Below are 15,210 nucleotides of genomic sequence, written 5' to 3'. Positions count from 1 at the left end.
CAGAACGATATGCCGCCTGACATCACGACAGAGCCGGCCGGCGTGAGCCGTGCCGCCATCGAACTGATCGATATCCGCAAGGCCTTCGGCACCGGAGCCGAGACGGCCTATGCCGTCGATCGCCTGAACCTGACGATAAAAGCGGGCGAGTTCTTCACCTTCCTCGGCCCGTCGGGCTGCGGCAAGACGACGACGCTGCGCATGATCGCGGGCTTCGAGGAGCCCACCTCCGGCCGGCTGCTGCTCGACGGCCGCGACGTGACCGGCGTGCCGGCGCACCAGCGCAACGTCAACACCGTGTTCCAAAGCTATGCGCTCTTCCCGCACCTGAACGTCGGCGAGAATGTCGGTTTCGGCCTCTCGGTAAAGGGTGTCGCGAAGGACGAGATCCGCGATCGCGTAAAAGCCGCGCTCGACAGCGTGTACATGACCCATGCCATCGACCGGAAGCCATCGGCCCTGTCCGGTGGCCAGCAGCAGCGCATCGCGCTCGCCCGCGCGCTGATCAACCGGCCCTCCGTGCTGCTGCTCGACGAACCCTTCGGCGCACTCGACCTGAAACTGCGCCGCGAGATGCAGATGGAAGTCAAGGAGATGCAGCGCCGCCTTGGCATCACCTTCATCTTCGTCACGCATGACCAGGAAGAAGCGCTGACAATGTCGGACCGCATCGCCGTGATGAACAACGGCGTCGTCCAGCAGGTCGGCGGGCCGGTCGAGATCTACGAGCGCCCGGCCAACCGCTTCACCGCCGGCTTCATCGGCGACATGAACCTCATCGAGGCGCGCGTCGCCGCCCGCACCGGCGATCAGTTCACTCTGGACGCTGCCGGCAGCCGGATTGATTTCCCCTGCACCCTGCCCTTGCAGCCCGGCGATGCGTGCACCCTCGCCATCCGTCCGGAGGCGCTGCATTTCGTCGAGGGCGAGGCCGGCGGGTCGGTCCGCTTTTCCGGCGCGCTCGGCGAGGCCGTCTATATCGGCACCGACACCGTCTACGCGCTCGCGCTCGCCGACGGCACCCGCCTGCATGCCCGCGTGCGCAACGGCGATCAGCCGATGCCGCAAGCCGGCGCACCGGCCACGCTCGCCTGCGCCCCCTCCGCCATCAGACTCCTCACGCAATAGGATTTTCTTTCATCATGTCGATCAAATCCTACCGGATCGCCGACCCTGCGCCGCAGCTCGACGCCGGCCTTCTCGCCCGCTTCGCCCGCGTCGAGGCCGCGACCGTCGGCCACTACCTGCACGACCGCTTCATGCGCAATGACCTGCGCCCGCTGATCGATGGCGTGCGGGTGGCGGGCACCGCGCAGACCGTATCGATCCCCGGCCCCGATTCCACCCTGCTCTATCACGCCATGGACCGGGTACGCCCCGGCGATATCCTCGTGATCGACCGGGCGGGCGACGAGCGCCACGCCGCCTGGGGCGGCTTCATGGCCGCCGTCGCCAAGGAGCGCAAGCTCGCCGCCGTCATCGTCGACGGCATGATCACCGACCCGGCCGCGATCCGCGAGGCCGGCGTGCCGACCTGGGCGCGCGGCGTCTCGCCGATCACCACGAAGCTGCTCAATCTCGGCGGCGGCTACAACATTCCCGTCTCCTGCGGCGGCGTCACCGTCAATCCGGGTGACGCGATCCTTGCCGATGACTGCGGCATCCTTGTGCTGCCGCCGGACCAGGTGGCCGGTATCGCCGACATCGCGCTCGCCGACCAGGAAGACGAAGGAAGCTGGGTGGCGCGCATCAATGCCGGCGCCACCTTGCAGGAACTGGTCGATATCGCCGGCATGATCGCCGACCGGCAGAAAAAGGATGGAGCCGCCCATGGCTGATACGCTCGACACTCTCGCCGTCTGGCTCTCGACCCCGCACCAGGCGATGATCGAGATCGCCCATGATATCGGCTATCGCCATATCGTGCTCGACATCGAACACGGCCTGTTCGACCTCGAAGCGCTGGACCGCATCCTCGCCCTCGGCAAGGCGCTCGGCATGACCATGCACGCCAAGGTGCTGGGACCGGAGGCGATCCCGATCCAGCAGGCGCTCGACATGGGCGCCGACAGCGTGATCATCCCGCATATCGGCGATATCGAACACGCGCGCCGCGTCACCGCTTCGGCCAAATATCCCACACTCGGCACGCGCAGCTTTTCCGGCACCCGCCCCGCCCGCTATGGCGGCGTGAAGCCGGAATACTATGACAACGAGAACGCCAAGACGCGCTGCTATCCGATGATCGAGTCGGCCGCTGCCCTTAAGGATGTCGAGGCGATCCTGGCGCTGCCCACCGTCGACGGCCTCTTCGTCGGCCCGAGCGACCTCTCGCTGGATTCCGGCCGCGGCGCCTATCGCAACACGGATGCGGACAAGGCGGACCTTAAAAAGATCGCACAAGCCGCTGAAAAAGCGGGGAAACCCTGGATCATGCCCGCCTGGTCGCGCGCCGAGCGAGCCTTCGCCAAGGAGCTTGGCGCGAGCCTCATGGTGGTTGCCGACGAATACGGCTCCATCTGGACGGGCCTCGAAGACGCCGCAAAACCCTGAAAATCGAACGGAATTTCATCATGAACGAGACCATTTCCTGCGGCAGCCGCCTGATGCAGATCTTGAAGGCCTATGGCGTCGATACCGTCTTCGGCATGCCGGGCGTGCACACGCTCGAAGCCTATCGCGGCATGGATGCCGCCGGCATCCGCCATATCGGCGTGCGCCATGAACAGGGCGCCGGCTTCATGGCCGACGGTTATGCCCGCATGTCGGGCAAGCCCGGCGTCTGCGTGCTGATTTCCGGCCCCGGCGTCACCAATGCGGCGACCCCGATCGGCCAGGCCTATTCCGACAGCGTGCCGATGCTGGTCATCACCTCCGTCGCCGCCAACAAGGATCTCGGCATGGGCCGCGGCATGCTGCACGAGATCACCGACCAGTCGGCCGTCACCCGCCCCCTCACCGCCTTCTCCGAGACCGCGACGAGCCCCGACCAGGTGCGCGAATATATCGCCCGCGCCTTCGCCCTATTCGACAGCGGCCGCCCGCGCCCGGTGCATGTCTCGATCCCGCTCGACGTCTTTAAGGCGCCGGACGACAAGCCCGCCACCCGGCGCACCACCGCTCGGCGCCGCGCGCCCGATGCCGCACAGGTCGAGGCGGCGGCAGCCATCCTCAACGCTGCAAAACGGCCGGTGATCCTCGCCGGCGGCGGCGCGGTTTCCGCAGCCGCGGAGGTCCGCGCCTTGGCGGAAAAGATCGGTGCGGCCGTGGTGCCGACCATCGCCGCCAAGGGCATTCTGCCCGACGACCACCCGCTCGCCCTGGAAGTGACCGTCGACCGCGGCGCCACGCAGGATTTCGTGCGCGATGCCGACGCGGTGCTGCTCATCGGCACCGAGCTTGCCGAGCCCGATATCTGGCTCGATGGCCCGCTGCCGATGAACGGCAAGATCATCCGCATCGATATCGACCCCGCGACGCTGGTACGCGACTACGACGTGGATGTCGCCATGGAAGCGGATTCGAAACTGGCCGTCGCGGCGATCGCGGAGAAAGTCTCCGCGGCCACCGGCTTCAAGGACAGCAACGCCATCGCCGAATTGCGCGCCACCGAGCGCGACGGGCTGACGCCGCTCGAACAGAAACATGTGCGCGTGCTGGACAGCCTGCGCAACGCCATCCCCGATGACGGCGTGGTCTATACCGACATGACGCAGCTCGCCTATACCGGCTACGCCTTCTACCGCAGTGCCCTGCCGCGCACCTGGCATTTCCCCGCCGGCTTCGGCACGTTGGGTTACGCGCTTCCGGCGGCGATCGGCGGCAAGATCGCCAGCCCTGAGACGCCCGTCGCCGTCATCGTCGGCGATGGCGGTTTCCAGTTCACGCTCCAGGAACTCGGCACGGCGGTGGAAAACAAGCTGCCGCTCGCCATCATCCTGTGGAACAATGACAGCCTCGCCCAGATCCGCGACGGCATGATCGCGCGCAACATCCCGACCATCGGCGTCAACCAGCACAATCCGGATTTCGTCAAGCTCGCCGAAGCCTATGGCTGCCGGACCGCCGAGCCGACGAGCTTCGAGGACCTGGAAGCCGCCGTCAAAGCCGCCTTCGCCGCGGATGGTCCGACGGTCATCCATCTCAGGGAAAACGCCCCCTTCCTGAACGCCTGAACGGAAGCTCTGCATCAAGCCCACTTCGCGGTGGAGGTCGTCGAGCGACAGTGCGGAACCGCCGCTCGACATCGGTCCATAAGGGCATCGGCATTACGATTTAACTTGACTAGCAAACTCATATATTGTGATCGTCTCCCACGAAAAGACCCTCTCCCCCGGAGACTATCGTGGAGATCATCCGCGCCTGCGGCCTCAACATCTTTCTGGAAACCTCGCCCGTGCGCCGGGAGATGGTCTGGGAAAGCGTGACGCCGCCCGGCCACTGGATCGGCACGCTGCTGGAAGGCAGCCTTTCGGTGGAGCAGGAGGGTTTTGGCTCGCATCTCTGGCAGAGCGGCGGCGGCACGATCTTTTCCGCGAGCGAGCATGTGCATACGCGCCATGTGGTGCTGCGCGACGGCGGCGTCGCGGCGGTCTTCGTGCAGATCGAGGAGGAGATGGCCGAACCGCTGATGGGTAGCGACACGCTATCGCTGATCGCCCGCAAGACGCCGGACCCGCGCCTGACGCTGCCGGAGGCCGCGCGCATGATCGCCTGGCAGATGCTTGGCTGCCCGCTGCAAGGCCCGGCCCGACGCCTCTACATGACCGGCAAGGCCATGGAGATGGTGGCGCATATTCTCGACGACGCGACCGTGCCCGACCATGGCGGCGCGGCCAACTGGCCGGCGCGCGATATCGCCCGCCTGCACGAGGCGCGGAGCATCCTGCTTGCCGAACTCGCCGCACCGCCGAGCGTGCCGGAACTCGCCCGCCGGGTGGGCACGAATGCAAAGAAGCTCGGCGCGGGTTTCCAGGCGCTGTTCGGCAGCACGGTTTATGGTTTCGTCAAGACGAGCCGGCTCGATGCCGCGCGGCTGCTCCTCGAAGGCGGCGAGACCTCGATTGCCCATGTCGCGCGGCAGGTCGGCTATCAGCCGCAGCATTTCGCCACCGAGTTCCGCCGCCGCTTCGGCATGGCGCCTACCACCATCACTGGCCGGGCGCGCACGTAGTCCGGTTCCCGAACACCTTTGGCGCAATCCCGAACGTGCGCCAGATTGTGCCCCCGCAGGCCGCATGCGAAGACCCACGCAAAGCTGAGGGAATTCGTCATGAATCAAAAACGCCACGCCGCCTTGCGCACCGCCACCCTTCTCGCCACCGCGGGCTTCGTTCTCTTCGATGCCGCCCGGCTTTCCGCGCAGGAGCAACCCGCCGAAGGTGCGACGGTGCTTGAGCAGATCGTCGTAACCGCCCGCCGTCGTGAGGAAAAAATCCAGAACGCGCCCGTCGCCGTCACCGCCATTGCCGGCGAGGACCTCGGCAAGGGCCGGACGGATACGATGGAGGACGTGGCCTTCAAGACGCCGAACGTGCTGTTCAACGGCCAGGGCGGCCCGGTCAGCATCCGCGGCGTCACCTCGCTCGGCATTTCCGGCGGCGTCGATCGGCAGCCGGCCGTCGGCATGTTCCTCGACGACGTCTACATCGCCCGGCCGATGGGCTATCCCTTCATCCTGGAAGACCTGGAACGCGTCGAGGTCGTGCGCGGCTCGCAGGCCACCCTCTACGGCAAGAACACCATCGGCGGCGCGGTCAACCTCATCTCGCGCGAACCGGGCGACACGGCCGGCGGCGAATTCTCCGCGACGATCGGCACCGATCTCGACAGCCGTTTCAAGGCCGCCTTCGAAACGCCGATCGAGGGCACCGGCTGGGCCGTGCGCACCTCCGCCGCCTGGAGCGGCAATCGGGGTTACATCGAAAACCTCGTCAACGGCGATGATGTCAGCGATACCGACGTGTTCGGAGGTCGCGTCGTGGCGACCGGCGAGGTTGGCGACGGCACCCGCGTGAAGATCATCGGCGATTTCACCCGCGACCGCAGCGATGGCGGGCTCTGGTATGCGCCGCTGCCGCTCGCCTTCGACCACAAGGCGACGCATGATTTCGAGCCGGACAACAGCGTCGACAGCGGCGGCGTCTCGGTGCGCATCGACCACGATTTCGAGACCGTGCGCCTGACCTCCGTAACGGCCTTCCGCGGCCATGAGATGAGCAGCTATCTCGACGGCGATTTCACCGCGACGCCCTATATCGGCCAGGCGCAAGAAGAAACCCAGCGCCAGTTCAGCCAGGAACTGCGCCTCTCCTCGCTCGACGACGACGTTTTCCGCTGGAGCGGCGGGCTGTTCTACATGCACGAGCGTTTCGAGGGCACGCAGTTTTTCGACCTCGTCTCCTTCCCGCGCAACGTCTGGAGCCGCGACGTCTTCGAGCAATCGGCCGACACGTTCTCCGTCTTCGGCGAGGCGAGCTATTTCGTGACGCCGCAATGGGAGCTTTCGGCCGGCGGGCGCTACACCTATGACCGCAAGTCGACAACGAGCGAGATTTCCTCGCCGAGCGGCAGCTTCATGTTCGGCACGCCGGGCCGGGCCGAAGGCGACGTCTCTTTCTCCAACTTCTCGCCGGAAGCCGCCATCACCTACCACGTCTCGGAAGGCAACATCGCCTATGCCAAGATCAGCCGCGGCTACAAGTCGGGCGGCATCAGCCCCTATATCGAGGAGGACGGCTCGGCGAACCGCTACGATCCCGAAACCACCATGTCCTACGAACTCGGCACCAAGGCGACGTCGGACGACGGCCGGTTCACGCTGGCAGCGTCGCTGTTCTACATCGACTGGAAGGACCAGCAGGCGGTCATCTACACGACCCCGTTCACGCGCGTCTATCGCAATGCAGCCGCCGCCACATCGAAGGGGTTTGAGATCGAGGCGACGGCGCAGTTGACCGAGGAGATCGGCCTTCGCGGCGGCTACGGCTATACCCATGCCCGCTACGACGAATTCGTCGATACTGTGATGGGCGCGGACTATAGCGGCAACGATCTGCCCTTCGCACCGCGCCATAGCTTTAGCGCCGGTGTGAATTTCGCCCGCGAGCTCGAAGCCGGCGCGACGCTGAAGGCCGGCATCGACTACACGTTCCGCAGCTCCTACGCCTTCACCTCGGACAACAAGTACCGGCAGGATCCGACCCATCTGGTCGACGCCTATATCGGCATCGAGAAGGACGGCTGGAGCGCCAGCCTGTGGGCCAAGAACCTGACGGACGAGCGCTACCTGAAGAATTATTTCAGCTATAGCGGCACCGATATGGGCGTCGCCGCAGCCGGCCGCACCGTCGGCATCACGCTGGCGAAGGTGTGGTGATGAGCGTGAACCCCGACACCCTGCCGCTCGTCGCCGCCAAGACTTCCAGTGAAGCGGGGCGCCTCCGCTTCTTCCTGCTGATCGGCGCGCTCTACTTCACGCAAGGGCTGCCCGTAGGCCTTTCCATGGAGGCCGTGCCGGTGCTGATGCGCCAGGCCGGCGTCTCGATGGATGTCATTGCGCTTGTGCCGCTGGCAGGACTGCCCTGGATCATCAAATTCCTCTGGGCGCCGATGGTCGACAACCGCTGGCATGCCGGCCTCGGACGGCGCAAGAGCTGGATCGTGCCGATGCAGGCGATCCTCGCCGCCTGCCTGCTGCTGCTCGGCTTCCTGCCGCTCGAAGGCGGCGGCCTGTGGATGGCGGTGACGGCGCTCGCCATCGGCACGATCGCCAGCGCCACGCAGGACACCGCGACGGACGGTCTTGCGGCGGAACAACTGGCCGGGCGCGGGCTCGCCTATGCCAATGCGCTGCAGGTCGGCGGCATGATGGCCGGTTTCATGGTCGGCGGCGGCGGCGTGCTGATGGTTGCCGATGCGCTCGGCCAGCGGGGCGTGTTCCTGCTGCTGGCGCTGTTCCCGGCCCTGACGGTCGCCATCGCGCTCTCCTGGCGCGAACCGCCGCGGCCGGTGCCGGCACGCGAAGACACCAGGGCGCGGCTTGCCGATACGTTCCGGCGGCCCGGCGTGGCCCTCCTCCTCGTGCTCGCCTTCATCTATGGCGGCGCGCATGCGGGCGGGCTCAGCGTCAGCAAGATCTTTCTCGTCGACCAGGGCTGGTCGAACCAGGATACCGGGCTCGTCTCGACGATCAGCGGCCTCGTCATGCTCGTCATCGGCTGCCCGCTCGGCAGCGCGCTGACCGCACGCAACCGCTGGGTCGCCATGGGCACGGGCATGCTGCTCGCCGCCACCTCGTTTGCCGCCTGGGGGCTGATTGCCGGTGGCGTCCTGCCTTCCGGCTGGCTCTCGGTATCGCTGGCGATCGGGCTCCTGTCGGTGGCAAGCGGCTTCATCGCCGTCTCCGCGGCAACCATCATCATGGCTTTCGGCGGGTCTGGCAAACAGGCCGGCACGGACGTCACCGTGCTGCAAAGCGCCAACGTGCTCGGCGAAATGGCAATTGCCGGTATCGTCGTCTGGGTGGCCGGACGCACCGGCTATGCCGCCACCTTTGCCGGCGCCACCGTGGCGCTTGTCCTCGCCGCACTCTTCGTCTCGCGCGCCGCGCGCTCCCTCCCCGTGACCCGATAAATCGAGGATCCGACCCATGCTTTCGCTCTCGTCCACCATGGTCGACCGCATCGCGCGGCGGCCGGGCGGCCTTCTTGGCTACCTGCTCTACCGCTTCCCCTTCGGCCACAAGATCGGCTTCAACCTGGCCTTCGATCGTCTGCCGCCGGAAAAAAATGACCTCGTGCTCGAGGTCGGTTGCGGCGGCGGCGTCTTTCTGCGCCGCCTGCTCGCCGGCGGCTGTCGCGCCATCGCGATCGACCACAGCCCGGACATGGTGGCCAATTCCGGCAGGCTGAACGCCCGGGCGCTCACCGAAGGGCGGCTGGTGCTGCACCAGGCGGATGCCGCAGCCCTGCCGGTGGCGGAAGGCGCGGTCGACAAGGTCTACTGCCTCAACGCCTTCTTCTTCTTCCCGCAACCGGCCGAAAGCCTGCGCGAAATGGCCCGCGTCTTGAAACCCGGCGGCCGGCTGGCGTTGATCACCTCGCCGCCTGCGTTTCGCCAGCAGATCGCGCGGTTCTCCCCAAGTATGGCGGAAAACATGCGCTTCGACGCACCGGAGACGCTCGCCGAATGGGCGAAGGACGCCGGCCTGAAGCCGATCGAGACGCGCGAGGTCGCGACCGCGGGTTTCGTGTTCATTGCCAGCAAGGAGGCGGCGCATGCGTGATCCGCAGATCATCGAAGGCCCCGGCTTTCGCGGCCGCATCACCGGCAGGCTCGGCGACATGCTCGTCATCGACGCCGAGGTGGAGGCGGATATCCCAGCGCACGCCGCCGACACTGAGGAATTCGCAATCGTCGTCTCTGGCCGATTCGAGGTGACGATGAACGGCAAAACGCTGCCCTGTGGCCCGGGTGATCACCTCGTCGTCGAAGCCGGCATGGAACACGCCATCCGCGTCATCGAGCCCGGGCGTCTCGTGCTGATCGGCAGGATGTAGCGACCGCTCGGCGGAAACTTGCCGGCAACGCGGCATCCGCGTCAATAAATTACGCGCTGTGGCGTCTGTGCGAATTTTTCTAGCAAAAACTTGACTCCCTTACTCTTATTAAGATAGGTCAGCATCACTGACACATTCGATATAGGAGGATGCGACTTGGAGCACCGTGGCGACACCACCGGCCTTTACGATCCCTCGCAAGAGAAGAGCAGTTGCGGCGTTGGCTTCATCACGCGAAAAGACGGCATCCAGACGCATGACGTGCTCAAAAGGGGCCACGAGGCGCTGTGCGCCGTGCCGCATCGCGGCGGCATGTCGGCGGAAGGCGTGGGCGATGGCGCCGGCGTTTCGGTCGATCTGTCGCTCGGCTTCTTCCGCAAGCTGACCGCACGCCCCGACCTCCAGCCGCGCCGCTTCGGCGTCGGCAACTTCTTCCTGCCGAGCGACCCCGCCTGCCGCGCGGAAGCGGAGCAGATCATCGGCGATGCGCTCGCCGAGCAAGGTTTTGCCCTGCTGCTGGAGCGCGCCGTTCCGGTCAACGAACGCGCCATCCGGCCGGCGGCGGTGCGCTATCAGCTGCCGATCCGCCAATGGGTCTTCGCCTGCCATGACGCCACGGCAAGCGAGGCGGAATTCGATTTCCGCATCCACAAGGCCCTGCTGGCGATCGAGGCCCGCGCCTATATAGAGCCGCACCTTGCCGGGCTCTATCCGCTCTCGATGAGCGCCAGGACCCAAGTGCTCAAGGGCCGGTTGAACTCCAACGAGGTGATGCCCTATTTCCGCGACCTGGTCGATCCGGACCACACGGTCAACACTATGTATTTCCACACGCGGTTTTCGACCAACACCGACCCGCACCCCTCGATGGCCCAGCCTTTCCGGCTGATGGCGCACAATGGCGAGCTCAACACCGACCGCAAAAACCGCCTCTCCGAGGCCGCGATCGCGCTGGCGAAAAACGCCTCGATCATCCGGCCGAAGGGCCAGTCGGATAGTTGCCGCCTCGACCAGACGCTGCAGACGCGCGTGCTGGAAGACGGGCTCGATCTCGTCACCGCCGTCGTCTCGATGATGCCGCCGGCCTGGGAGAACGACGACACGCTGTCGCCCGAGGTCGTGGCGATGCTCGAATACTTCTCGCTCTACGAGGAGAAGAATGACGGCCCCGCCGCCCTCATCTTCGGCGACGGCGACATTATCGGTGCACGGCTCGACCGGCTGGGCCTGCGCCCGCTGCGCACGGTCGAGACGGCGGACTATCTCTGCGTCATGTCGGAAGCGGGCCAGATCGCCTTTCCGCCGGAAGCCGTGCTGCGCCGTGGCCGTATCGAGGCCGGCGGCATGCTCTGCTACGATCACACCGCCAAGCGTGCCTTCGGCACCAACGAGGCGCTGGAAATGCTGGCCGCCCGCCGCCCCTATCGCGACTTGTTGCGCGATGCACGCGTGAATCTCGCCGACCTGCCGGAAATCCCGGCCGACGCGCAGGGCTCGCCGCTGCGCTACAATGGCGATCTCGAACGCCAGCAGCGCTACGTCGCCTATTCGTTCAACCAGGAAAGCTTCAAGTTCCTGATGGACCCGATGCTCCAGACCGGGGCGGAGAAGATCTCCGCCATGGGCTACGGCAACGCCATCAACGCGCTCTCCGACCAGGAAGGCGGCGTCGCAAAATACTTCTCGCAGCGCTTTGCGCAGGTGACGAACCCGCCGCTCGATTCGATCCGCGAGGCGGACGGCATGACGCTGCGCGTGGCGCTCGGCGCCAAGCCGAACATCGGCGCGAAGGCCGCCCGCCAGATCGTCGTGCCCTCGCCGATCCTCACCCATCTCGACATGCTGCGCATCCGCGAGCAGGCGGAAACGCCGGTCCGGCGCTTCGAAATGCTGTTCACGCCCGATCTCGAAGAAGCGGCGGTAAACGAGCAGGCACTCGAACAGGCGATCACTACCCTCTGCAAGGCGATTGCCGGCTTTGCCCGCGAGGAAGGCGGCATCGCCGTCGTCACCGACCGGCATGTGGCAAAGGGCCGTGCGGCCTTGCCGATGATCCTCGTCGTCTCCGCCGTCAACCAGAAGCTCATCGAGGAAGGCTTGCGGCTGCGGCTCTCGCTGGTCGTCGAAAGCGGGCAGATCTGCTCCTCGCACCATGTCGCTGCCGTGCTTGGCTTCGGCGCCTCCGCGGTCTATCCGCTCGGCGTGCAGTTCCGCGCTGAGGAAAAGTTCGGGGCGGAGGCCGACAAGGCCTTCAAGCGCTTCGCCAAGGCGGCCGAAAAGGCGCTGATGAAGACCATGGGCAAGGTCGGCCTCTGCACCGCCGAAAGCTATATCGGCGGCGAGTTCTTCGAGCCGAACTTCCTCGACACCAACGATCCGGTGCTGAAGCGCTACTTCCCCAACGTGAAGACGCCGGTCGGCGGCGTGAATTTCAAGGTCATCGCAGCCGCCGTCGCCGGTTGGCATGCCAAGGCGCTGACCGTGAAAAGCGAGGACGACATCCCGCTGCTCGGCCTCTTCAAGGAGCGCGCCGAGGGCGCCGGCCATTCCTTCGGCACGGCCGCCGTGCGCGGCTTCGTCGACATGACGGAGGAGAAGATCGCCTTCGACGGCGCGGGTAAGGACGATCCCTTCCTGCGCCTGCTGACGCTCAACCGGCTGGACGACGCCTTCGGCCTCGACGATGCCGCCTACAGCAACAACGGCTTCGAGAAGCTGACATCTGAGGCGATCGACCGCTTCACCATCACGCCCGGCTACCGCACCTTCATCCGCCAGATGACCGAGGAACGCACCCGGCGGCCCGCGGCGTTGCGCGACGTGCTCGCGCTGCCGGCGGACGTTACCTATCTCGCGTCGGCGGAGGACTTCCGCAAGGAGATGGGCCGCTTCTCACGCAAGGGCAACAACAGTTTCATGGTGCGCGGCCTCGCCTGCGAGACGCTTGCCGACGACACCTTCCGCCTGAACCTGGTCGGCGGCGAACTGGCGCGGCTTGCCGCACTTGGCCAGTCCCTCGTCATGCGTTTCGGCCCGGATATCCTCGGCCATTGGCTGGAGGGCGGGGCGCTGATGGTGCAGGCGGCCGGCGAGGCGTTGGACTATCTCGCACTCATCCGCACCGCGCCGCAGAGCATCCCGCTCGATGCCGTGCAGAAGGCGAGCGAGATCACGCCGCTGCTCGCCTCCGGCGCCATGAGCCATGGCGCGCTGGTCGCCAACGCCCACGAGGCGGTCGCGCACGGCACCAACATGGTCGGCGGCATGTCGAATTCCGGCGAGGGCGGCGAGCATCTTTCGCGCTACGGCACGATCCGCGCCTCGCGCATCAAGCAGTTCGCCTCCGGCCGCTTCGGCATCTGGGCCGGTTATCTCGCCGATCCCATGCTGGAGGAACTGGAGATCAAGATCGGACAGGGCGCCAAGCCAGGCGAAGGCGGCCAGCTTCCGGCACAGAAGGTGACGGTCGAGATCGCGGCAGCGCGCGGTGGCACGCCCGGCGTGGAGCTCGTCTCCCCGCCCCCGCACCACGACACCTATTCGATCGAGGACCTCGCCCAGCTCATCCATGATTGCAAGGCGGCGCGCGTACGCGTCATCGTCAAGCTGGTCTCCTCGGAAGGCATCGGCACCATCGCCGTCGGCGTCGCCAAGGCGGGCGCCGATGTGATCAACGTCGCCGGCAACACCGGCGGCACGGGGGCTGCCGCCGTCACCAGCCTGAAATATACCGGTCGCGCCGCCGAGATCGGCATAGCCGAAGTGCATCAGGCACTCTGCGCCAACGGCATCCGCCAAAAGGTGCAGCTGCGCTGCTCCGGCGCGCACCAGACGGCGAGCGACGTCGTCAAGTCGGCGCTGCTCGGCGGCGACAGCTTCGAGTTCGGCACGACCGCGCTGATGATGCTGAAATGCGTGATGGCGAAGAACTGCAACATCAAATGCCCCGCCGGCCTCACCACCAATCCGGAAGTCTTCGACGGCGATCCGCGGGCGCTGGCGCAATACCTTCTCAACATCGCCCACGAGACGCGAGAAATCCTGGCAGCGCTTGGCCTGCCGTCGCTGCGGGAAGCCCGCGGCCGCAGCGATCTGCTGCACCTGCTCGACCATCCTTCAAGCGTCGGGCAGCTCGACCTTCGCGCAATGCTCGCGGTCGTGGACGAGGTGAAGATCACCGATCCGGTCTATATGGAGAAGGACTTTTCGGTCGACGATGGTTTCATCGACCTCGTTCGCTCTGCCCTCCTCGACGGCAAGCGCCAGACGGTCGAGCTTGGCGGCAACCGCTACCTCAACAATTGCAACAAGACCGTCGGCGGCCAGCTCGCCGTCGATATCGAGCGCCTGCTCAACCACGAACTGACCGAAGCGCAAGCACGCGACCTGCCCGCCGTGCGGCAAGACGATCGTGGCCGCCGTTTCCTCGATGCCGACAGCGTGCGGATTTCCACCTCGGGTTCGGCCGGCCAGTCCTTCGGCGCCTTCTGCAACGATGGCATGGCGCTGACCCATACCGGCACCTGCAATGACGGCGTCGGGAAAAGCGCCTGCGGCGGCGTTATCACCGTGCGCTCGCCGGGCGGCGGTTCGCAGGAAGCCGGCGGCAATGTGCTGGTCGGCAATTTCGCGCTGTTCGGCGCCACCGGCGGGCGCCTCTTCGTCGAAGGCCAGGCGGGCGACCGCTTTGCCGTGCGCAATTCCGGCTCCACCGCCGTGGTCGAAGGCGTCGGCGATTTCTGCTGCGAATATATGACGAACGGCGCGGTGCTGAACCTCGGCACCTTCGGCAAGGGTTTCGGCAATGGCATGAGCGGCGGCTTCGTCTACCAGTACGATCCCTATGGCGACCTGCCCAAGAAGATGAGCCACGATTCCATCCTGCTGGGAACGATCGGCGACGAGACGGATGCCATGGCGGCGGTCCATGCGGACGCCATCCGCCTGATGCTGGAATGGCATGTGGCGGCGACGGGCTCCGAGAAGGCCCGCTGGCTCATCGAGAACTGGGAGAGCGAGAGGCACAATTTCGTCTACGGCCTGCCGCGCGCGTTGCTGCTCTATCAGGATAGCGACGCCATCCTGAAGGCGAAGAGCCGCAAGGATCTCGTCGAGGAACTGTCCACCGCGCTCGCCGCCCATCAGGTCCGAAAATTCAAGCTCGCCTATCGCGACCGAAAGGCGGTCCTCAACGGCACCGTGCCGGGCTACAGCGAGACCGATACCGAGGGCATGTTCGTGCTTCTCAACAACTACACGGTGCTCAGCATGGCGCAGTCGCTGGCACTTTCGCGGGTTCCCGGCGCGCGCGGCCCGTCCGATCCGGCGGTCGAGAAAGCGGTGCGCAACCTGCTGCTGACGGAGGATTTTTCGCTCATGCAGCGGCTTGCCCGCTACGCCCGCGAGGCCATCGCCGACTATGACGACGAGGCGCTCGCCGTGATGGTCGCCTCGAAGCGGCTCGACGACTACCGCCAGGCGCTCAAGGGCCGCAACACGCGCTCGATCGACAGCCCCGGCACCTATGGCTGGATCCTCCACCAGACCGCTCGAAACGTCGAGCGTATCGGCCGTATCCCGAGCTTCGAGGAATTGTTCGCGCGGCAGGCGATTTCCGGGTTCGCCCCGGCCAGACAGTGAGGCAGAAACG

General features: G+C 66.1%; 10 protein-coding genes. All 10 read left to right on the top strand.

The features are described from left to right. Positions 1-9: 9 nt before the first annotated feature. The 10 genes from J2Y63_RS03670 to J2Y63_RS03625 all read left to right on the top strand — a co-directional run bounded on the left by J2Y63_RS03670 (position 10) and on the right by J2Y63_RS03625 (position 15,200). The gene (locus J2Y63_RS03670) at positions 10-1,128 is read left to right on the top strand and encodes an ABC transporter ATP-binding protein (RefSeq protein ID WP_435264974.1); all 1,119 of its coding nucleotides are present in this window, start codon (positions 10-12) and stop codon (positions 1,126-1,128) included. 14 nt (positions 1,129-1,142) lie between these two features. Further along, positions 1,143-1,838: an RraA family protein gene (locus J2Y63_RS03665; protein ID WP_256114489.1), complete on the top strand. Its 696-nt coding sequence runs from the start codon at positions 1,143-1,145 to the stop codon at positions 1,836-1,838. Further along, positions 1,831-2,553: an HpcH/HpaI aldolase family protein gene (locus J2Y63_RS03660; RefSeq protein WP_435264973.1), complete on the top strand. Its 723-nt coding sequence runs from the start codon at positions 1,831-1,833 to the stop codon at positions 2,551-2,553. The genes J2Y63_RS03665 and J2Y63_RS03660 overlap by 8 nt, the downstream gene beginning before the upstream one ends. A 20-nt stretch (positions 2,554-2,573) precedes the next feature. Continuing rightward, a complete protein-coding gene (locus tag J2Y63_RS03655) occupies positions 2,574-4,175 on the top strand; it encodes a 5-guanidino-2-oxopentanoate decarboxylase (RefSeq protein WP_435264972.1) in 1,602 nt (533 codons plus the stop codon). 170 nt (positions 4,176-4,345) lie between these two features. Further along, the gene (locus J2Y63_RS03650) at positions 4,346-5,173 is read left to right on the top strand and encodes a helix-turn-helix transcriptional regulator (protein WP_435264971.1); all 828 of its coding nucleotides are present in this window, start codon (positions 4,346-4,348) and stop codon (positions 5,171-5,173) included. A gap of 99 nt (positions 5,174-5,272) precedes the next feature. Further along, the gene (locus J2Y63_RS03645; RefSeq protein ID WP_435264970.1) at positions 5,273-7,378 is read left to right on the top strand and encodes a TonB-dependent receptor; all 2,106 of its coding nucleotides are present in this window, start codon (positions 5,273-5,275) and stop codon (positions 7,376-7,378) included. After that, positions 7,378-8,634, top strand: coding sequence for an MFS transporter (locus J2Y63_RS03640; protein ID WP_435264969.1), 1,257 nt, complete (start codon positions 7,378-7,380; stop codon positions 8,632-8,634). The genes J2Y63_RS03645 and J2Y63_RS03640 overlap by 1 nt, the downstream gene beginning before the upstream one ends. 16 nt (positions 8,635-8,650) lie before the next feature. Continuing rightward, entirely contained in the window at positions 8,651-9,286 is a 636-nt protein-coding gene (locus tag J2Y63_RS03635; RefSeq protein WP_435264968.1) for a class I SAM-dependent methyltransferase, read from the top strand. Then, a complete protein-coding gene (locus tag J2Y63_RS03630) occupies positions 9,279-9,560 on the top strand; it encodes a cupin domain-containing protein (protein ID WP_435264967.1) in 282 nt (93 codons plus the stop codon). The genes J2Y63_RS03635 and J2Y63_RS03630 overlap by 8 nt, the downstream gene beginning before the upstream one ends. A 156-nt stretch (positions 9,561-9,716) precedes the next feature. Beyond that, entirely contained in the window at positions 9,717-15,200 is a 5,484-nt protein-coding gene (locus J2Y63_RS03625) for a glutamate synthase-related protein (protein ID WP_435264966.1), read from the top strand. The last annotated feature ends 10 nt before the right edge of the window (positions 15,201-15,210 follow it).

It is taken from the genome of Shinella sp. BE166 (assembly GCF_051201095.1).
Taxonomy (GTDB): Bacteria; Pseudomonadota; Alphaproteobacteria; order Rhizobiales; family Rhizobiaceae; genus Shinella; species Shinella lacus.
This window is presented reverse-complemented; position numbering and strand designations above follow the sequence as displayed.